This is a genomic window from Streptomyces sp. NBC_00104, assembly GCF_045160825.1.
GTDB lineage: Bacteria > Actinomycetota > Actinomycetes > Streptomycetales > Streptomycetaceae > Streptomyces.
On the sequence record NZ_CP108215.1, the window covers coordinates 6,639,520 to 6,656,793 of the forward strand.

Consider the following 17,274-nt stretch of genomic DNA (forward strand, 5'->3'; position numbering starts at 1 on the left):
TCTCAATAACCTGTCGACGAGCGCGAGGCCCTCGAAGGAGACCGCGAAGCGGTCACCACCCTTGCCGAACGTCTCGTGGACACCCCCACCGCCGCCGGCCCCACTCTCAGGGACCTCACTCCCAGGGACCTCGGAACGACCGGGGCCTTCGTCCCACTGACCCAACTCATGAGCACCGTTCCCGCGCAGAAGCCGGGGCGGCACGACAAGCGAGATATCGATCGAAAACCGCCTGGCTATCAGGAGTGAAGGTCCACAGCTGCAGAGCCCGCCGCAGCTCGGGCTCAGTCAGCCACCCGTGCCAGGCCACCTCCTCCGGATCAGGGGCGACGATCTCCGGAAGCACGGCGTCACAGACCGCGAGCCAGTGAGGGCTGAGCCCACCCCGGTTGAGGAACTTGAACCGAAGGCACGCTGTCGCCCGCACTCCCAGCTCCTCGCTGAGCTCGCGGGCAGCTGCCTGCTCATAGGACTCGCCGACTCCCGCAGCACCCCCGACTCCGAGTTCGTAGTGCCCTGGGAAACGGGACAGGTGCTCGGCTCGCCGATGGACGAGAAAACGGCCTTGCCTGTCGCGGCACACCACCACGCCAACCCGGTGCAGCCAGCCCTCCCGAACGGCGTCCCCCCGACTGACTACCCCCAGCACACGGTCCTGAGCGTCGACACGTTCCACGAGTTCATCCACGCCGCACACGATCGCAGGCACTACTGACATCCGCCCGGAATGACCGGACCGTCACACAGTCAGCGACCCCTCAGACCAGCCTCGCCCCACCGAACGAAGGATCACGACCCTGTCTCAATTCTCAATAATTTACCCGGAGTCGGCGCTAGGGGCGGCTCGGGAGGTCCGGGCCCAGGGCGTCGCGGACGGCGGTCAGGATGGCCTCGGTGTCGGCGCCCAGGGCTCGGGCGGACGAGGTGAAGTCACGGGCGAGCGTGGCGAGTTGGACGGCGTGCGGGCGGGCCGGGCCGGTGGGGGGCGCCGCCACCCGGGTGCCCGCGCCCCGGCGGGTGCGGATCAGTTCGCCGGCCTCCAGCTCACGGTAGGCGCGGGCGACGGTGCCCGGTGCCAGCCCGAGGTCCGTGGCCAGCTGGCGCACGGTCGGCAGCCGGTCGCCCTCGGCCAGCCGCCCGGTGACGATCAGCGCGGCGAGCTGCGCGCGGATCTGCTCGTACGGCGGGACCTGGCTGGTGGTGTCGACGCGGACGGCGGCCTCACTCATCGTCGGAGGACCCCTCTGCCGCCGCCTCGTCGTCGACGGCCCGCGGTGCCACCACGGTGACCAGGGACCAGACGGCGGTGAACAGGTTCAGCAGGGCCAGCGGGTAGAACACCCAGAAGGTGAGCACGCCCAGCGCACCGGCGCAGCCCGTCTCCGTCAGCGCGAGGGAGACCATCAGCACGGCGTACAGCTGCTGGCTCGACACCAGCAGGCCCCAGGCGCCGGTGACCGCCCACGCGCGGTCGCGGCGCTGCTGCTCCTCGCCCGGACCGTGGGCGATGCGGCGCAGGGCCCAGACGCAGGTGGGGGTGGCTATGGCGAGCGCGCCGAACATCGGGAGGGTGTAGTACAGGCCGGGCCAGGGGCCGGTGGTCGCCCGCATCCCGTTGCAGGTGAGGGTGAGGACCTTCCCCGTGCTGAAGATCCGGTCGGGGTCGACGGAGGCCGTGGCGGCCGTGATCACCAGCAGGACGACGAGGGAGACCCCCTGAAGCGCGATCAGGGGGCCCATGTGCGGCGGCACATGATCTCTGACCAGGCGCGGGGCGAGACTCGCGGTGCGCACCGCCTCCTGGGGGCGCAGGGTCAGGGCGTCGGCGAGCAGGACACCGGCCACCGCGCACAGGCCGAAGGCCGTGAGGCAGAACACGACGCGCTGCTCGAACTCGACGTCCCCCAGCGTGGACAGGGCCTGCGCGACCACGAGGCCGATGGCCAGACCGGACCAGCGGGCGTAGTGGTCGGCGTGGTCGAGCAACCGGTGCTGGAGCGGGGCGGTGTCGAGCATGCGGAGATCCCCCCGGATCATCTTGTATCAAGCGGTGAGTACAAGATGCCGTGGCCCGGATCTTGTGTCAAATGTTCGATACAAGGTGACGCGAGGGGAAGACGGGTTCCGTGGCGAAGGGGTTCCCGTGGCGCGGCGGTTCCCTGGCGCGGCGGTTCCGTGGTGAGGCGGTTCTCGTGGCGAGGCGGAGGGGGGAGAGGTGTTCGGTCGGCGGCGATCGGCCGGTTGACGGTGATCGGTCAGTCGACGGTGATCGAGTCCAGCTGTGCCCGGAGGTAGACGTGCGAGTCCACCGGAGGGTGTGCCACCCGCCCGACCGGCGCGGGCACGGACTCGACGACCGTGCCCGGGGTGCATTCGCCGAAGTAGACCAGCGACATCAGCTCCTCGGCGGGTTCGTCGGCCGGGGGCGGCAGCACGCGGTGGCGGCCGGAACGCCAGCGGTCGCCGGTCCAACGGGCCATCAGGTCACCGATGTTGATGGTGAAGGCGGCGGGGTCGTACGGGGCGTCCTCCCAGCCGCCGTCGTCCGTGTACACCTGGAGCCCGCCCTTCCCGGCCTGCCGGTCGAGGATCGTGACCGTGCCGAAGTCGGTGTGCGGGCCGATCCGGAACTGGCCCGGCTCCGGGTCGCCGACGACCTCCGTCCCCGGGTACCAGTTGATGTTGAAGCCGTAGGTGGGGTGGCTCATGTGCCGGGAGAAGAAGTCCGGCTCCAGGCCGAGGGCCTCGCCGAGGAGGGTGAGCAGCAGGTTCTCCAGCTCACCCATCCGCGCCAGGTACTCCTCGCAGAGCGCCCGCAGCTCCGGCACCTCCGTCGGCCACACGTTCGGCGCGTACCACTCCGCGTTCACCACCGGGTCGTCGAACGGCTCGTGCGTCGCGAACGTCAGCGACTCCTTGAGATCCGGCGGAGTCTGAGTCCCCTCCGCGTACCCGTTCGCCTCGGCCCCCGGCCCGAGCCACCCCCGTCCCCCGACCTTCACCTCGTACACCTGTTTGGCATCGACGGGGAGCACGAAGAAGGCGCGGGCGGCCTCCCGGATACGTGTCCGCAGGGACGGGTCGACACCGTGGCCGGTGACGAGGAGGAATCCGGCGCTCTGGAGCGCCTCGTCGACGGTACGGGCGATACGGGCCCGGGCCTCGGGGCCGCCGTCGAGCCAGGGGCGCAGGTCGATGGTGGGGATGCGGGGCCTACTCAGCGATGTCACCGATGTCACCGATGTCCTCGTTCCACAGGGCCGGGTTGTTCGTGATGAAGTCACGCATGAGGGACACGCACTCCGGGTCGTCCAGCACCAGGATCTCCACACCGTGCTCGGCGAGCCAGTCGTGCCCGCCGTGGAAGGTCGTGGCCTCCCCGACCACCACCCGCGAGATCCCGAACTGCCGCACCAGCCCGGAGCAGTACCAGCACGGCGACAGCGTCGTCACCATCGTCGTACCCCGGTACGTCCGCTGCCGTCCCGCCGCGCGGAACGCCGCCGTCTCGGCGTGCAGGGCGGGGTCGTCGTCCTGGACTCGGCGGTTGTGGCCGCGCCCCAGGAGGGTGCCGTCCGGGCCGTAGAGGGCGGCGCCGATCGGGATACCGCCCTCGGCGAGGCCGGCACGGGCCTCCTCGACGGCGGTGGCCAGCCAGGCGCGTGCCTGTGCGTCGGCCTGGGGCGGTGACTGTGACTGGTTCATGAGCTCACTCTGCCCCCGAACCGGCGGGCCTACAGTCGGCGGGCCTGCTGACTGTGGCCTGAGCCGTGGCCCGAGCCGTGGCCGGAGCAGTGCCCTCCAAACGTGGCCCGAGCCGGGCCGGTCTGGAACACTCCGGCACAGAGCCGGGCCAGGGTCGGCAGCCGGCCGGAGGGGCCGTTCGCCCTCGCCCGAGCATCGGTTGAACCACGCCTGCGGCCAGGGTGTTCTGCCGACGTATCACCAGGGGTGTGGCTGTGGTCGAAGACCGGGTGGAGCGGGCGCTGCGGACCCAGGCTCGGACGATGTTCGCGCGGCGGCCGTGGAGCACGGCGGTGCGCAGGGTCTTCCCCCAGGTGACGCCCGGTGGCTGAGGCTGCCTTCGCCGGTCAGGGCGGGAGGAGGGTGCCCAGGGGGCCGAGGTCCAGGTTGAGGTCTTCGAGGGTGAGGCCGTAGCGGTCGCAGAGTTCGTTCATGCGGTCGTGGAGGATCATCAGGGTCATGCCCAGGCGCTCTTCCTGGTCCTCGGTGAGGCCGCCGTGGTCGACGCGGTGGAGGGCCTGGCGTTCCATCAGCTGGCGGAGCAGTTCGACGATGGTGAGGACCAGGCGGACGAGGTCGCGTTCCACGGTGTCGGGGTCGGTGTGCAGGCGGCGGGCCACGGTTCCCGTTCCGGCTCGGCCCGTGGGCGGCGGGGTGATCTCCTCCGGCCGCGCGGGGAGCAGGGAGAACGCGCGGGTCGCGGCTTCGGTGACCTCGCGGAGGCGGTCGGCGTGGGGGCCGCCGTCAGACCGGGGGGTCGTCATCGGCGCCACCTCCTTCCCGGGGCGTCCGCTCGGGTGCCGGGGGTGTCTGCTCGGGTTCGGGGGACGTCCGCTCGGGCAGGGCCAGTGCCCACTGGTCGTCCATCTGTTCGCGGACGGCGACGATCACCGCGCGCAGTGACACCCGGACCAGGTCGATGTCCGCGACGCTCAGGATGAGGTCCCCGGTCAGGACGACGCCGCCGCTCAGCAGGCGGTCGAGCAGGTCGATCAGCGCCACCTGCCGCCCGCTGATCGGGCGGTCGTAGTCGTCGTACCTGCCGTCGTACCCGTCGTACCCGTCGTACCTGCCGTAACCGTCGTTGTCGCCGTGGGAGTGGGCGGTGTCGCGGTCGCCGTGCACGCTCATCGTCGGCGAAGCCCTCCTCAACCCCAGTCGTTCCGTTCTCGTCAGTCGGTTCCGGTCGTCCAGTTCCGGTCGTCGTCCTCAGCCCCGGTCGTCGTCTTCCTCGTCGTCCACCGCCGCCTTGCGCCGCTTGCGTCGCGGCTCCTCCGCACGGCGTTCCTCACGTGGCGCCGCCTCGCGGGTCCTCCGCTCGGCGGGGCGGGGACGGGGGCGGCGGCGCTCGGGCGAGCCGGTCGCGGCGGGCGCGGACAGTTCCGGCGGGGGCTCCTCGACGCGTTGCCGCAGCTCCTCCACCTCGGCGCGCAGACGCTCGTTCTCGTCGGCGAGGGAGCGCCGGTCGGTGGGGCGGGACGCGCGGGAGGAGAGGGCGGGGTCGTGCTCCCACCAGTCGATGCCGATCTCCTTCGCCTTGTCGACCGAGGCCACCAGAAGGCGCAGTTTGATCGTGAGCAGCTCGATGTCAAGCAGGTTGATCTTGATGTCGCCGACGATGACGATGCCCTTGTCGAGCACCCGTTCAAGGATGTCGGCGAGGTTCGCGCTGGAGCCCTGACCGCCGCCGTACGGATAGGGGTTCCGCGACGGTGAGGGAACGGGGGAGGCTGACTGGGTCACGGCTCACTCGACCTCCTCGACCTCGGCTTCCTCCGCCCCTCGTCCGCCTCCTCGACCTCGGGTTCTTCGTCCTCTTCGTCCTCGTACCCGCCCTCGGGTTCCTGGTCCTCGTCGTCCTCGTACTCGTCGGTGTCCTCTCCCTCCTCCCCTTCGCCTTCCTCGTCGTCGTTCTCGGCCTCGGCCTCGGGTTCCTCGTCCTCGTCGTACCGGTCCTCCGCGCCCTCCGCGCCGTCCTCCTCTTCCTCCTCTTCCTCCTCTTCCTCCTCGTCCCGCGCCTCGTCGGCCTCCTCGGGCTCCTGGAGCTCTCCGTCGCGGATCTCGCCGCGCCAGCCCCCGGTGGCCTCGCCGCGCATCATGACGAACGTGCGGTAGAGCTTCAGGTCGAGGCGGACACGACGGCCCTGGGACCGGAACAGGCCTCCCACCTTCTCGAAGAGTCCCTTGGGGAAGTACTCGAGGACGAGCAGCACCTTGGTGAGGTTCTCCCCGAGCGGATGGAAGGTGACGACGCCCCTGGTCGTCCCCTTGTCGCCCTCGGACGTCCAGGCGATGCGCTCGTCGGGCACCTGTTCCGTGGTGGTGCCGCGCCAGCGACGGTTGGACTTGGCGACCTTGACGTGCCACTGGGTCGTGACCTCGTCCTTCTGCTCGACGCCGACCACACCCTTGGCGAACCGCTGGAATTCCTCGTACTGCGTCCACTGGTTGTACGCCTCGCGCACCGGGACACCCACGTCGACGTCCTCGATGATGGCGAACCCCTTGCCGCTGCCGCCCGAGGGATCCTTGCGTTGCCCCTTGCCGACGGCCTCCTTCGCCTTTTCGGTGACGTCCTTGGCCTTGTCGGTGACGGCGTCCTTCGCCTTGCCCGCGGCGCCCTTCGTCTTGTCCGCCAGCGCGTCCTTGGCATGGGTCGCGGTCGACGTCAGTGTCCCCGCGCTCATGTCGCTCAGCTTGCGCGCACCGTCGCCCAGCCCGTGCCCCACGTTCTGGAGCATCACCGACATCCGGGCCTCGATGTACTCCTCCAGCTCTTCCTTCAGCCGGCTCGTGCCCCCGTTCACACCGGCACCCTCCTCACCCGTCCTGCTGAGGGTGCCGGTACCGGCCGGGCCGCCTTTCTCCGTTCTGCCCTCAGCCATCGTCCTGCCTCCTCGACCGTGAGCCGGAGCCGCTCTTGGCGCGGCTCGCCGCAGCGGTCTTCTTCTTCGGGCGCGGGGCGCTCTTCCGGGCCGTGGACCCGCCGCGCTGAGCCGTCGAGCGTCCGCCGCCGCGGCGCGCCGTGGTCCCCGCGCCGGTCTTCCCGGCCGGGCTCTTCCGTCTCTGTGCGGGCTTCTCGTCCTCTTCCGGACCTTCCTCCTCGTCTCCCCCTTCGTCTTCCTCCTCGTCTCCCTCCTCGACTTCCTCTTCGGGGACTTCCTCCTCGTCCTCGTCGACCTCGTCCTCGACCTCGGCCTCAGCCTCAGCCTCGTCTTCGTCCTGGTCGCCCTTCCCCTCGGCCCGCTCCCGCAGCCCCGCGGTGCGTTCGTGCAGGGTTCCGGCCAGGCTGTCGGCCTTCGCCGTCAGTACGGAGGTCGCCGCGGCCTTGCCGGCGTCCGTCAGCTCGGTGCGCACCCGCTTGGTGATGTCGCCGAGGAACGGGACGTCGAGCGCGTTGCCCAACTGCCCGGGCTTGACCCGGGATCCGGCCAGCAGCGCGCCGAGGCCGAGGGCGAGCTTGGCCTTCTTCGTCCGCCCCAGCAGATAACCGCCGAGGACGGCCGCGCCCATCGTGGCGTTGTTCATGACTCTGCCTCCCTCTGCTGCTGGAGCCGGTAGGCGCTGATCTCCTCCAGCCGGTGCAGCAACTCCTCCTCGCGCCGCGCGAACTCCTCCTCGTCGACCTGCCCTTCGACCCGTGCCTGCTCCAGCTTCACGAGCTCCTCCTGGATGGGCCCCGGGTCGTAGTACTCGTCCTCAGCGACCTGTCGCACCTTGTCGACCACCCACCCGACACCCCGCACCGGAGCGAACGGCAACGTCAGAATCGTCCCGACCAGTCCCACCACAACGCCTCCTCGGGGTGAATCGAGCGGATGGGCCGTCCATCGAGCTGGAAGGGCCGTCCACCGAGCTGAAGGTCCGTCACTTTCGTACGCGGTCATGCGAAGTCGTACGCGGTCATGCGAAGTCGTACGCGGTCATGCGAAGTCGTACGCGGTCATGCGAAGTCGTACGCGGTCATACGAAGCTGTACGGCGGCAGCGGCCCGCGCAGCCGCAGCTCCACCCCCTCTCCCAGGGCCTCGGCCAGCTCTCCTCCGGCCTCGGCGAACTCGTCGGACTTCTCGCCGTCCACCAGGAACGAGGCGTTCACGAAGTACTGCTGGGACGGTGGGGTGACCTGCTCGGCCAGGGCGTAGGGCCGCAGTGCGGCGAGGGCCTCCTCACCCAGCGCCTCCTGCCGGCTCTGCACCTCCTGGGCCACGAGTTCGCCAAGGGCGAGGCGGTCCTCGTACGTGCCGCCGCCCTCGCGGATCGCGTCGTTGAGCTCACGGGCCCGCGCGGACTCCGTCAGCACGGCGCGCAGGAGGGTGTCCTCGTCCAGTACGCCCTTGACGTTGAACTCCGCGCGTCCGGTGAGCTCGTCGAGCCGCTGGGAGAACGCCTCGGCCCGCTCCTGGAGCAGCTCTTCCACGGCGGACTCGTCCGGGGCGACGAAGCCGAAGCTCATCGGCAGAATGGCGCCGTCGGCCCACAGCTGTTCCTGGACATCGAGGTGGGCCTCCACGTCCCGGCGGCTGACCGAGAGCACCTCGGGGGCCTCGCTGACGACGGCACTCAGCTCGCCGCTGCTGACGGCGTGCAGTTCGGCGGGGTCCTCTCCGACGCCCTTGACGTGGTCCAGGCCCAGCGGATGTGCCGCCTTGGTGATCGCGTAGACGTACACGGACATCGGCTCGGTCACTCCTCACGGTCTCTGGAGGAACGGCGGCTCGCGCTCCGCTCGGAGCGCACGCGCTGCTTCTCGCGCCCGACGGACCCGCGCTCGTCCTCGTCCCCGCGCCCCTTCTGGAGCGAATCGGTGACGGCCTGGACCGCGCCCGTGAGTGCCCCTTTGCTCTTGCCCCGGGCGCCCGCCTCGGTGGTGTCCCCGACGATGTCCGTCAGCTGGGAGGGGGCCTTGCGCCCCGATTCCAGGTCCAGCCGGTTGCACGCCTCCGCGAAGCGCAGATACGTGTCGACACTGGCCACGACGACCCGGGCGTCGATCTTCAGGATCTCGATGCCCACCAGGGAGACCCGTACGAACGCGTCGATGACCAGCCCCCGGTCGAGGACGAGTTCCAGCACGTCGTACAGGTTTCCCGAGCCACCACCACGGGCGACGCCGGCGCCGCCCTCGCCCTGCGGCACCACAGTCACGATCTCTTCCCTTCCGATGCGGGAAGCCGTACGTCAGGGGCTGCGAGCCGTGGCTCAGACGGCGTTGCCGACTTCTCGGCGGCCGTGGCCGCGTCGGCTCAGCGGTTGCCCCGGTCGACCTGCGCGCGCGTGTACCGGCGTCCGCGCTCGTACGCCAGCAGCTTGCCCGCGGGATCCAGAACGACCCGGTAGCCGGCCATCACACTGGTCGTCTGCGGGACGCGCTCCAGCTCCAGGACCTCGACCTGGGCCTCCCAGCCCTCGTCGGTCGGCTTCAGCGCGGAAACTGACTCGGGAGCGCGGCCCAGCAACTCGGTGAGCTGCTCGATCGCGCTCCGCATGGCCTCGGGCGCGGAGAGGCGTTCCTCGGCGGGCTCCTGCCGCGGGGAACGGCGCTTCTCCGACTCGTGACCGTTCGTCATCATCACCTTCTTACCCTTTGTCCATCATCGACCTCCGGCGCCTCCTATGCCACTCCTGAGCGGGCCCTCGCGTTCACTCCGTCGTCAGGTAGGAGTGCAGGTGGCCCGCTCCCTCCAGCATCGCCGCCGTGCGGGTGGTCAGCGCGGTGTGGCGGGTGGTGATCGCGGAACTCAGGGCCTCGGTGCCGCCCTCCCGGCGGAGGTCTTCGAGGACGGGACGGATGTGGTCGAGGAGGTAGTGGTTGCGGCGGAGGGCGAGGATGAAGCGGGCGTCGCGTACCTCGTCGGGCGCGTAGTGGCGGTAGCCGGTGCCGCGTGCGCGGCGGGGGGAGAGGAGCCCGGCGGCCTCCCAGACGCGGAGCGTGGACGTCCGCACGCCGAGCAGCGCGGCGACCTCGCCGATCAGCAGATCGGGGCCGGGTACGTCGTCCTCGGGCGGCTCCCCGGCCAGCGTCTCCAACGCCTCGCGCGTCGCCCGCAACGACACCCGCTCCGCGTGCAGCGCCGCGTGCGCCGCGTCCACCAACGCCAGCGCACCGGGTACGTCCCCCTCGTGCACGGTCCGCATGATCCGCGTGGCCGCCACCGCCCCGTACCCCTGCGACACCGCCCGGTACGTCAGCAGCGCCCGCCGGTGCGCGTCCCCGAAGACCCGGTACCCCGAGTCCGTACGCGGCACGGGCGGCAGCACCCCGGCCTCCTCGTAGTTGCGGATCTGCTGCGTGGAGACACCCAGGAGGCGGGCCAGGTCGACGGGCCGGAGGCGGGCGGAGGTTCGTTCGAGTGCGGGCATCGGGTCGAAGGCTAGGACGGTTCGAGGAGCGAGGGGGAGGGAGTTTCCGGTCCGAGGAAGGACCGGCCGGCCGAGGACCGGCCGGCCGGGGGCGGCGGTGCCTACGCCTCCCCGCCCCCCACCCGCAGCAACAGCTTCCCCACGCTCTTGCGCGTGCCCATCAGCCGGTGGGCCTCCGCCGCCTCCGCCAGATCGAACTCGGCGGTCACCGGGAGGGACACCACCCCGTCGACGACCGCGGCGAAGGCCCGCTCGGCGAGGGTGCGCAGCTCGGCGGGCGCCGACGTGGCGAGGGCGAGGACGGAGAACCCGGACACGGTCAGACCGAGCGGGTACAGCTCCGGTTGGCCGACGGTCCACGGCCGCTCCCCGCTCGCGTTGCCGAAGGAGACCAGGCGGCCGAACGGGGCGAGGGAGGCGAGCCCGGCGCGGAGCGTGTCGCCGCCGACGGGGTCGAGGACCAGGTCGACGCCACGGCCACCGGTCGCGGCGCGCACCTCGTCCGCGAAGAACCCGGTGTCGGTGCCGGCGAAGACCTCGTCGTAGCCGTGGGCCAGCGCGTGCTTCGCCTTGGCCGCGTCCGACACCACCCCGTACACCGCCGCCGCGCCCGCCGCCTTCGCCAACTGCCCCGCCACGGTGCCGATCCCGCCCGCCGCGCCCTGCACGAGCACCCTCTCCCCGGCCCGCAGCCGCCCCACCGCGTGCACGAGCGCGTACGCCGTCGGCAGCACGGTGGGGAGCGTGGCGCCCGTACGGAGGCCCAGGCCCTCGGGCAGCGGGAACACGGTCACCGCGTCGGCCACGATCACCTCGGCGTACGCGCCCGCGTCCGTCAGCGCGGTCACCTGCTGCCCGACGCTCAGCCCCTCGACGCCCTCGCCGAGCGCGCGCACCCGTCCGGAGACCTCCAGGCCGGGGCGGTAGGGGAGCGCCGGGACCCGGTAGCCCTCGGCGCGGGCCTTCAGGTCGGCGAAGTTCACCCCGGCGTACGCCACATCGACGCTGACCTGCCCGGGGCCGGGCTCGGGAACCTCCGCCTCCACCACCGTCAGGACCTCGGGGTCGCCGTACTCCTGGAACTCGATCGCGCGCATGCCGGACTCCCGCTCGACTGTTCAATGAAAAGCGAACACTCGCGAGTGTATGGTTCTCATCGAACACTTCGCAAGGCGCGGCCACTCTGCAAGGAGTGGGCACCCGCGAGGAGTGAAGCCTCCGCGAGGTGCGAGAGTCCTCCGCGAGAGGTGCGACAGGAAAGGGCGGACATGGCGGAACGTGCCGGCCATCGGGCGGCCCCCGAGCACACCCACCCCGACGACGTCCCGGTCCTGACCGCCCTCGCGGCCCTCGCCGATCCCGTACGCATCACGCTCGTACGGGAGTTGGCGGGCTCCCCGGTCTGGACGCGCAGCTGCGGCAGCTTCGACGTGCCGGTCGGCAAGGCCGCCCTCAGTCACCACTTCTCGGTGCTCCGCGGTGCCGGACTCGTCGAACAGCGCGACGAGGGCGCCAGGCGCGTCAACCGCCTGCGCCGCGAGGAGTTCGACGCCCGCTTCCCCGGGCTGCTCGCCCTCGTCCTGCGCGAGGACTGAGGTCTCGGCCCCGGCCGGGCCCTACTCCTCGCCGTCCTTCTTGTCGCCCTTGCTCCCCTTGCTCCCCTTGCCCCCCTGGTCCGGCTTCTCCTCCTCCTGCCGCTTCAGCTCCTCCTCGCGGCGGCGCAGGTCGGCCTCCCAGCTCTTGAGGAGGGACTCGTCCTTCTTGTTGTCCTCGGCGAGGGACTTCAGGAACTCGGGGTTGTCGTCGGGGGCGACGTACTGCGTGCGGTGCTCGCGGTGCCACTCGGAGGGGGTGCGGCCGCCCGCGGGGGCGTTGCGGAGCTTGCCGGCGGCGAGCCAGGCGATCGGGCCGACGATCCAGAAGAGCAGGATGATGAAGACCCAGGCGATCTTCGGCAGGTGCTTCGCCTCGTCCTCGGGGGTGTTGAGGCAGTCGATGAACGCGTAGATCGTCAGCGCCAACGGCACGAGGTACATCAACACCCTGAGCATGGAACAGCCCCCTGGAAACGGCGGTGGGCCCGCGTACCGGCCCCGGAAGTGACGGCGGGACCGTGCGCCGGGCCCCGTGACGGGGTCAGGGTAGCCCCTCGGGGATACTTGACCCCATGGCTTACGACGATCTTCGCTCCCTGCTCCGCGCACTGGAGCGCGAGGGCGATCTCAAGCGCATCAAGGCCGAAGTCGACCCCTACCTGGAGGTCGGGGAGATCGTCGACCGGGTCAACAAGGCCGGCGGCCCCGCCCTTCTCTTCGAGAACGTGAAGGGCACCTCGATGCCCCTCGCGATGAACGTCTTCGGCACGGACCGCCGCCTGCTGAAGGCCCTCGGCCTCAAGTCGTACGGCGAGATCAGCGAGAAGATCGGCGGCCTGCTCAAGCCGGAGCTGCCCCACGGCTTCGTCGGCGTGCGCGAGGCGTTCGGGAAGCTCGGCGCGATGACCCACGTCCCGCCGAAGAAGGTGAAGGCGGACAGCGCCCCCGTACAGGAGGTGGTCCTCCAGGGCGACGACGTGGATCTGGAACAGCTTCCGGCGCTGTTCACCTGGCCGAAGGACGGCGGCTCCTTCTTCAACCTCGGCCTCACCCACACCAAGCACCCCGAGACCGGCGTACGCAACCTCGGCCTCTACCGCCTCCAGCGCCACGACAAGCGCACCATCGGCATGCACTGGCAGATCCACAAGGACAGCCGCAACCACTACCAGGTGGCCGCCAAGCGCGGCGAACGCCTGCCGGTCGCCATCGCCTTCGGCTGCCCGCCCGCCGTGACCTACGCCTCCACGGCCCCGCTTCCCGGTGACATCGACGAGTACCTGTTCGCCGGGTTCGTCTCGGGGAAGCGGATCGAGATGGTCGACTGCAAGACGGTGCCGCTGCAGGTGCCGGCGCAGGCGGAGGTCGTCATCGAGGGCTGGCTGGAGCCCGGCGAGATGCTCCCCGAGGGTCCGTTCGGCGACCACACCGGCTTCTACACCCCGCAGGAACCGTTCCCCGCCCTGAAGATCGACTGCGTGACGATGCGGAAGCGGCCGTTGCTCCAGTCGATCGTCGTCGGCCGCCCGCCGACGGAGGACGGCCCGCTGGGCCGCGCGACGGAACGCTTCTTCCTGCCGCTCCTGAAGATCATCGTCCCGGACATCGTGGACTACCACCTGCCCGAGGCCGGCGGCTTCCACAACTGCGCGATCATCTCGATCGACAAGAAGTACCCCAAGCACGCGCAGAAGGTCATGCACGCGATCTGGGGCGCCCACATGATGTCCCTGACCAAGCTGATCGTGGTCGTCGACTCCGACTGCGACGTCCACGACCTGCACGAGGTCGCCTGGCGCGCGCTCGGCAACACGGACTACGCCCGGGACCTCTCGGTGGTCGAAGGCCCGGTGGACCATCTGGACCACGCCTCCTACCAGCAGTTCTGGGGCGGCAAGGCGGGCATCGACGCCACGAAGAAGTGGACCGAGGAGGGCTACACCCGGGACGGCGGCTGGCCCGACATGGTCGAGTCCGACCCCGCCACCTCGGCCCTGGTCGACCGCCGCTGGAAGGAGTACGGCCTGTGACCAGCGCCTCCGCCGCGATCCCCCAGCCGGGCCGGACGAAGGCCTTCCTCCGCCTGGTGATGATCGAGCACTCGATCTTCGCGCTGCCCTTCGCGTACATCGCCGCGCTCACGGCCATGTTCCAGCTGGACGGCAACGTCCACTGGGTCCGGCTGCTCCTGGTCACCGTCTGCATGGTGGGCCTGCGTACCTTCGCGATGGCGGTCAACCGGATCATCGACCGCGAGATCGACGCCCGGAACCCGCGTACGGCACACCGCGAGCTGGTGACGGGCGCCATGTCGGTCAAGCACGCCTGGACGGGCGCCCTGATCGCGGTCGTGATCTTCCTCGGCTCGGCGGCGCTGCTGAACCCGCTCTGCCTGGCCCTGGCCCCCGTCGCCGTCATCCCGATGGTCGTCTACCCCTACGGCAAACGCTTCACGAACTACCCCCAGGCCATCCTGGGCCTCGCCCAGGCCATGGGCCCGGTCGGCGGCTGGCTCGCGATCACGGGGGAGTGGTCCTGGGACGCGGTCGTCCTCGGCCTGGCCGTCGGCATCTGGATCGGCGGCTTCGACCTCATCTACGCCTGCCAGGACGTCGAGTCCGACCGCGAGTCCGGCGTCCTGTCGGTGCCGGCCCGCTTCGGCATCCCGGCGGCGATCTGGGCGGCGAGGGTCTGCCACGTCCTGACGACGGGCCTGTTCGTCTGGTACGCGGTGGCGACGGACGCGGGCGCGTTCCTGTGGCTGGGCCTGGCGGTCGTCGCGGGCGCGTTCGTGTACGAGCACTCGATCGTGCGGCCGCACGACCTGTCGCGCCTGAACCGGGCGTTTTTCTCCGTCAACGGGTTCATCGGCATTGCCCTGTTCGTGTGTGCGCTGCTGGATCTTCTGGTTCGGGGTCTGACCCTCTGAGTACGGTGCGGCCTACCATCGAGTGCAGAGAGACGGAGGCCGACGTGACCATCTCGGACAGTGACCGCCTGCACTCGCAGCTCGCCCGGTACGAGGACATGTTCCGCGGATACCGGATGGAGATTGTCGAGGGCAACATCGTGATGAGTCCGCTGAGGCCGTTCCACAACGAGACCATCATGCGGCTTTGGACACAGCTGGAAGCTCAGCTGGGCCCGGAGTGGGGTTTCATCAGCGATGTGGCCATCCCGTTCAGCGACGACTTCGAGTTCTGCCCCGATCTCGCGCTCATCCCAGCGGCCGAGAAGAACCGGAATCTGACGTCCTACGCACCCGACCTCATCGAGCTCGCCATCGAGGTCGTCTCCCCAAGCAGCGTCCGCAACGACTACGAGGTCAAGAACAAGCAGTACGCCTCTCGAGGCATCCCGAATTACCTGATCTTCGATCCGCAGAAGGCGCATCTCGTCACGCTCTGGAATCCCGGCCCCGACGGCTACCGTGGACGAGACACGCTTCCGTACGGCGGCAAGCTCACCGTGGAGACCAAGATCGGTCGCCTCACGGTCGATTCCAGCCGCCTTCCTGTGGACCCCGGGTCACCCAGCGCGCCCTGAGCGCGGCCCGTCCGCCCGGCGCCGGAACAGGAACGCCGCCACCACCCCCGTCACCAACCCGATCAGATGCCCCTGCCAGCTGATGCCCGTCTCGGTCGGCGCGACCCCGGCCAGGATCGACCCGCCCCAGACGGCCGCGACGAGAACCCCTACCGCCACCCCCATCAGCCGCCGCTCGACGAACCCGCTGACGACCAGGAAACCGAAGAGCCCGAAGACCACGCCGGACGCGCCCGCCGTGTTCGTGTTGTCCGGGGATATCAGCCAGACCCCCAGCCCGTCCGCGACGATGATCAGCGCGCACACGGCGGCGAACCGGCGCAGCCCGCCGAGCGCCGAGAGGAAGCCCAGCACCAGCAGCGGCACGCTGTTCGCGGCGACATGGGCGAAGCCGAAGTGGATGAACGACGCGGGCACGACATCGACCAGCTCGGGCACCGAACGCGGCACGATGCCGAAGTCGTCCAGCGCATGGCCGGTCGCCGCATCGACGACTTCCAGGATCCACAGCAGCGCCACCCAGCCCACCATCAGCTTGGCCGCGGCCTTCGCACGGTCCCCGCGCGACCACTCCCGCTCCGGGCTCAGCGCCCCACGCACTCCACCAGCCATGTCGAACCCCCGAGTCATCTCGTCCCCTCCAGGAAACGGCCGTGCCCCCTTGACCGGTTCCCGCCCCGCGGCGCCGGATAGGCTCGGGGTCGTGAACCCAGTCAAGCCAGGAGAGACGCCGCGTACGCCTTGGATCGTAGGGGTGTCCGGCGCATCCGGCACCCCATACGCCGCGGCCGTGCTGCGCGCGCTCCTCGCCGCCGGCGAGCGCGTCGACCTCGTGGTGTCCCGGGCCTCGCGGCTGACGCTGCTGGACGAGACGGGAATCTCCTTCCGGGACGCGCACTGGCGCGACGACCTGCGGGAATGGCTGGCCCGCGGGGCCGACGGCAAGCCCGACACGTTCGCCGTGAACGTCGAGGGCGACCGCGTACGGCACTGGAGCGCAGGTGACCTGGCAGCGGGGCCGTCCTCGGGCTCGTACCCCGTCAAGGGGATGCTGATCGTCCCCGCGTCGACGGCGTGCGTCGCGGGCGTGGCCCTGGGGCTCTCCAAGGACCTGCTGCAACGGGCGGCGAGCGTGACCCTCAAGGAGAGCCGGCGTCTCGTGGTCGCCGTACGCGAGACCCCGTTGAACGGGCAGACCCTGCGGCACCTGGTGACCCTGGACGAGGCGGGCGCGACCGTACTGCCCGCGTCCCCGGCGTTCTACGCGGGGGCCACGCACATCCAGGACCTGGTGGACTTCGTCGCCGGACGGGCGCTGGACGCGGCGGGCGTCCCACACACCCTGTACCGGCGCTGGGAGGGCGACGTGGGCGGCGGACGGGCTTCCCGTACGACCGACTGAGCCGTAAGCGCCCACCCCGGCCCCGTATCACCCTCATCCCGCTCGTCCCACTGAGCACGTATCACCCACAACCTGAGCACGTAGCACCCACAACGCAACTCTTCAGCGGAAGGCAACCGATCGCATGGACGCGGTGGACAGGCAGCTCATCCAGGCCCTGAGGGAGAACGGCCGGGCCTCCTACGCGGAGCTGGGACGCCTCGTCGGCCTGTCGGGACCCAGTGTCACCGACCGCATCAACCGGCTGGAGGCGGCCGGTGTCATCACCGGCTATCGCGCCACCGTCAACGCGGCCTCCCTCGGCCTCGGCGTGACCGCGCTCATCGGCATCTCCCTCTCCGACGCCGTCGACCACGAGGACGTGGCGCAGCGGCTGCGGGACCTGGCCGAGATCGAGGACTGCTGGTTCATCGCGGGTGACGACTCGTACATGCTCAAGGTGCGCGCCCCCGACGTCGACGGTCTGGAGAAGACCATCCGCCGGCTCTCCGGCACGAAGGGCGTGTCCAGGACCCGTACGACGATCGTGCTCTCCACGAAGTGGGAGAACCGGGTGGGTGAGCTGCCGGAGGAGGAGTAGGGCAGGAGACGTAGGGTTGACGAGGTCTTCGAGGCAGACAGGCAG

Annotated in this window: 25 protein-coding genes; 7 read left to right on the top strand and 18 right to left on the bottom strand. The window is 70.4% G+C overall.

Going from position 1 to position 17,274, the window contains the following annotated elements; all coding sequences use genetic code 11:
• Positions 1-166: 166 nt before the first annotated feature.
• The 5 genes from OG272_RS29230 to OG272_RS29250 form a co-directional block, all read right to left on the bottom strand.
• A complete protein-coding gene (locus OG272_RS29230; protein WP_327728268.1) occupies positions 167-718 on the bottom strand; it encodes an NUDIX domain-containing protein in 552 nt (183 codons plus the stop codon).
• 115 nt (positions 719-833) lie between these two features.
• Positions 834-1,229, bottom strand: a complete 396-nt coding sequence (locus OG272_RS29235; protein WP_327728267.1) for a GntR family transcriptional regulator — start codon at positions 1,227-1,229, stop codon at positions 834-836.
• Positions 1,222-2,016, bottom strand: coding sequence for a hypothetical protein (locus OG272_RS29240; protein ID WP_326579122.1), 795 nt, complete (start codon positions 2,014-2,016; stop codon positions 1,222-1,224). The genes OG272_RS29235 and OG272_RS29240 overlap by 8 nt, the downstream gene beginning before the upstream one ends.
• 239 nt (positions 2,017-2,255) lie before the next feature.
• Entirely contained in the window at positions 2,256-3,230 is a 975-nt protein-coding gene (locus OG272_RS29245; protein ID WP_405895222.1) for an isopenicillin N synthase family dioxygenase, read from the bottom strand.
• Positions 3,214-3,705 (bottom strand): nucleoside deaminase, encoded by a 492-nt coding sequence (locus tag OG272_RS29250; RefSeq protein ID WP_327728265.1) that lies wholly within the window; start codon positions 3,703-3,705, stop codon positions 3,214-3,216. The genes OG272_RS29245 and OG272_RS29250 overlap by 17 nt, the downstream gene beginning before the upstream one ends.
• A 248-nt stretch (positions 3,706-3,953) precedes the next feature.
• On the opposite strand from OG272_RS29250, the gene OG272_RS29255 reads away from it, so the two are divergent.
• Positions 3,954-4,076 (top strand): hypothetical protein, encoded by a 123-nt coding sequence (locus OG272_RS29255; protein WP_327728264.1) that lies wholly within the window; start codon positions 3,954-3,956, stop codon positions 4,074-4,076.
• Between the two features lie 15 nt (positions 4,077-4,091).
• Here OG272_RS29255 and OG272_RS29260 read toward each other — a convergent pair whose 3' ends face one another.
• The 11 genes from OG272_RS29260 to OG272_RS29310 form a co-directional block, all read right to left on the bottom strand.
• Complete coding sequence (locus OG272_RS29260; protein WP_326579115.1) at positions 4,092-4,508, bottom strand: gas vesicle protein K; 417 nt, start codon at positions 4,506-4,508, stop codon at positions 4,092-4,094.
• A complete protein-coding gene (locus OG272_RS29265; protein ID WP_327732142.1) occupies positions 4,489-4,761 on the bottom strand; it encodes a gas vesicle protein in 273 nt (90 codons plus the stop codon). The genes OG272_RS29260 and OG272_RS29265 overlap by 20 nt, the downstream gene beginning before the upstream one ends.
• Before the next feature lie 192 nt (positions 4,762-4,953).
• Complete coding sequence (gene gvpJ, locus OG272_RS29270) at positions 4,954-5,487, bottom strand: gas vesicle protein GvpJ (protein WP_326579113.1); 534 nt, start codon at positions 5,485-5,487, stop codon at positions 4,954-4,956.
• Positions 5,484-6,629, bottom strand: a complete 1,146-nt coding sequence (locus OG272_RS29275) for an SRPBCC family protein (protein ID WP_405895223.1) — start codon at positions 6,627-6,629, stop codon at positions 5,484-5,486. Before OG272_RS29275 ends, gvpJ begins: the two co-directional genes overlap by 4 nt.
• Positions 6,622-7,272 carry an ABC transporter substrate-binding protein gene (locus OG272_RS29280; protein WP_328223828.1) on the bottom strand — a complete coding sequence of 217 codons (651 nt, stop codon included), beginning with the start codon at positions 7,270-7,272 and terminating at the stop codon, positions 6,622-6,624. Before OG272_RS29280 ends, OG272_RS29275 begins: the two co-directional genes overlap by 8 nt.
• Positions 7,269-7,535, bottom strand: a complete 267-nt coding sequence (locus OG272_RS29285) for a gas vesicle protein GvpG (protein WP_405895225.1) — start codon at positions 7,533-7,535, stop codon at positions 7,269-7,271. The genes OG272_RS29280 and OG272_RS29285 overlap by 4 nt, the downstream gene beginning before the upstream one ends.
• 172 nt (positions 7,536-7,707) lie before the next feature.
• Positions 7,708-8,421 (bottom strand): GvpL/GvpF family gas vesicle protein, encoded by a 714-nt coding sequence (locus tag OG272_RS29290; protein ID WP_327728261.1) that lies wholly within the window; start codon positions 8,419-8,421, stop codon positions 7,708-7,710.
• An 8-nt stretch (positions 8,422-8,429) separates the two neighbouring features.
• Positions 8,430-8,885, bottom strand: a complete 456-nt coding sequence (locus tag OG272_RS29295) for a gas vesicle structural protein GvpA (RefSeq protein WP_327732141.1) — start codon at positions 8,883-8,885, stop codon at positions 8,430-8,432.
• Positions 8,886-8,989: 104 nt separating this feature from the next.
• A complete protein-coding gene (locus OG272_RS29300) occupies positions 8,990-9,313 on the bottom strand; it encodes a gas vesicle protein (RefSeq protein WP_326585671.1) in 324 nt (107 codons plus the stop codon).
• Between the two features lie 73 nt (positions 9,314-9,386).
• Positions 9,387-10,106: a MerR family transcriptional regulator gene (locus OG272_RS29305; protein ID WP_327728260.1), complete on the bottom strand. Its 720-nt coding sequence runs from the start codon at positions 10,104-10,106 to the stop codon at positions 9,387-9,389.
• A 101-nt stretch (positions 10,107-10,207) separates the two neighbouring features.
• Positions 10,208-11,203, bottom strand: a complete 996-nt coding sequence (locus tag OG272_RS29310; RefSeq protein WP_327728259.1) for a zinc-binding dehydrogenase — start codon at positions 11,201-11,203, stop codon at positions 10,208-10,210.
• A gap of 171 nt (positions 11,204-11,374) precedes the next feature.
• Here OG272_RS29310 and OG272_RS29315 point away from each other — a divergent pair, with 171 nt between their 5' ends.
• A complete protein-coding gene (locus tag OG272_RS29315) occupies positions 11,375-11,701 on the top strand; it encodes a transcriptional regulator (protein WP_327728258.1) in 327 nt (108 codons plus the stop codon).
• Between the two features lie 21 nt (positions 11,702-11,722).
• On the opposite strand, the gene OG272_RS29320 is transcribed toward OG272_RS29315, so the two are convergent.
• On the bottom strand, positions 11,723-12,157 hold the full coding sequence (locus OG272_RS29320; RefSeq protein WP_327728257.1) for a PLD nuclease N-terminal domain-containing protein: 435 nt from the start codon (positions 12,155-12,157) through the stop codon (positions 11,723-11,725).
• Positions 12,158-12,273: 116 nt separating this feature from the next.
• Here OG272_RS29320 and OG272_RS29325 point away from each other — a divergent pair, with 116 nt between their 5' ends.
• The 3 genes from OG272_RS29325 to OG272_RS29335 are packed head-to-tail and all read left to right on the top strand — an operon-like array spanning position 12,274 to position 15,247.
• A complete protein-coding gene (locus OG272_RS29325) occupies positions 12,274-13,731 on the top strand; it encodes a menaquinone biosynthesis decarboxylase (RefSeq protein WP_328223831.1) in 1,458 nt (485 codons plus the stop codon).
• Positions 13,728-14,630 carry a menaquinone biosynthesis prenyltransferase MqnP gene (mqnP, locus tag OG272_RS29330; protein ID WP_327728255.1) on the top strand — a complete coding sequence of 301 codons (903 nt, stop codon included), beginning with the start codon at positions 13,728-13,730 and terminating at the stop codon, positions 14,628-14,630. Before OG272_RS29325 ends, mqnP begins: the two co-directional genes overlap by 4 nt.
• 44 nt (positions 14,631-14,674) lie before the next feature.
• Positions 14,675-15,247 carry a Uma2 family endonuclease gene (locus OG272_RS29335; RefSeq protein WP_326579093.1) on the top strand — a complete coding sequence of 191 codons (573 nt, stop codon included), beginning with the start codon at positions 14,675-14,677 and terminating at the stop codon, positions 15,245-15,247.
• Here the strand turns inward: OG272_RS29335 and OG272_RS29340 are convergent.
• Entirely contained in the window at positions 15,230-15,859 is a 630-nt protein-coding gene (locus OG272_RS29340) for a rhomboid family intramembrane serine protease (RefSeq protein ID WP_327728254.1), read from the bottom strand. The two genes, OG272_RS29335 and OG272_RS29340, sit on opposite strands and share 18 nt — an antisense overlap.
• A 91-nt stretch (positions 15,860-15,950) precedes the next feature.
• Between OG272_RS29340 and OG272_RS29345 the strand changes: the two genes are divergently transcribed.
• Both OG272_RS29345 and OG272_RS29350 read left to right on the top strand, forming a co-directional pair.
• Positions 15,951-16,649: a UbiX family flavin prenyltransferase gene (locus tag OG272_RS29345; protein WP_326579089.1), complete on the top strand. Its 699-nt coding sequence runs from the start codon at positions 15,951-15,953 to the stop codon at positions 16,647-16,649.
• 124 nt (positions 16,650-16,773) lie between these two features.
• Positions 16,774-17,229, top strand: a complete 456-nt coding sequence (locus OG272_RS29350) for an Lrp/AsnC family transcriptional regulator (protein ID WP_326579087.1) — start codon at positions 16,774-16,776, stop codon at positions 17,227-17,229.
• Positions 17,230-17,274: the final 45 nt, after the last annotated feature.

What these genes read in the sequence shown, in the direction of transcription:
- OG272_RS29230 (WP_327728268.1), bottom strand. Translation starts at nt 718, where the DNA reads ATGTCAGTAGTGCCTGCGATCGTGTGCGGCGTGGATGAACTCGTGGAA.
- OG272_RS29235 (WP_327728267.1), bottom strand. Translation starts at nt 1,229, where the DNA reads ATGAGTGAGGCCGCCGTCCGCGTCGACACCACCAGCCAGGTCCCGCCG.
- OG272_RS29240 (WP_326579122.1), bottom strand. Translation starts at nt 2,016, where the DNA reads ATGCTCGACACCGCCCCGCTCCAGCACCGGTTGCTCGACCACGCCGAC.
- OG272_RS29250 (WP_327728265.1), bottom strand. Translation starts at nt 3,705, where the DNA reads ATGAACCAGTCACAGTCACCGCCCCAGGCCGACGCACAGGCACGCGCC.
- OG272_RS29260 (WP_326579115.1), bottom strand. Translation starts at nt 4,508, where the DNA reads ATGACGACCCCCCGGTCTGACGGCGGCCCCCACGCCGACCGCCTCCGC.
- OG272_RS29275 (WP_405895223.1), bottom strand. Translation starts at nt 6,629, where the DNA reads ATGGCTGAGGGCAGAACGGAGAAAGGCGGCCCGGCCGGTACCGGCACC.
- OG272_RS29280 (WP_328223828.1), bottom strand. Translation starts at nt 7,272, where the DNA reads ATGAACAACGCCACGATGGGCGCGGCCGTCCTCGGCGGTTATCTGCTG.
- OG272_RS29290 (WP_327728261.1), bottom strand. Translation starts at nt 8,421, where the DNA reads ATGTCCGTGTACGTCTACGCGATCACCAAGGCGGCACATCCGCTGGGC.
- OG272_RS29300 (WP_326585671.1), bottom strand. Translation starts at nt 9,313, where the DNA reads ATGACGAACGGTCACGAGTCGGAGAAGCGCCGTTCCCCGCGGCAGGAG.
- OG272_RS29305 (WP_327728260.1), bottom strand. Translation starts at nt 10,106, where the DNA reads ATGCCCGCACTCGAACGAACCTCCGCCCGCCTCCGGCCCGTCGACCTG.
- OG272_RS29310 (WP_327728259.1), bottom strand. Translation starts at nt 11,203, where the DNA reads ATGCGCGCGATCGAGTTCCAGGAGTACGGCGACCCCGAGGTCCTGACG.
- OG272_RS29315 (WP_327728258.1), top strand. Translation starts at nt 11,375, where the DNA reads ATGGCGGAACGTGCCGGCCATCGGGCGGCCCCCGAGCACACCCACCCC.
- OG272_RS29320 (WP_327728257.1), bottom strand. Translation starts at nt 12,157, where the DNA reads ATGCTCAGGGTGTTGATGTACCTCGTGCCGTTGGCGCTGACGATCTAC.
- OG272_RS29325 (WP_328223831.1), top strand. Translation starts at nt 12,274, where the DNA reads ATGGCTTACGACGATCTTCGCTCCCTGCTCCGCGCACTGGAGCGCGAG.
- OG272_RS29340 (WP_327728254.1), bottom strand. Translation starts at nt 15,859, where the DNA reads ATGGCTGGTGGAGTGCGTGGGGCGCTGAGCCCGGAGCGGGAGTGGTCG.
- OG272_RS29350 (WP_326579087.1), top strand. Translation starts at nt 16,774, where the DNA reads ATGGACGCGGTGGACAGGCAGCTCATCCAGGCCCTGAGGGAGAACGGC.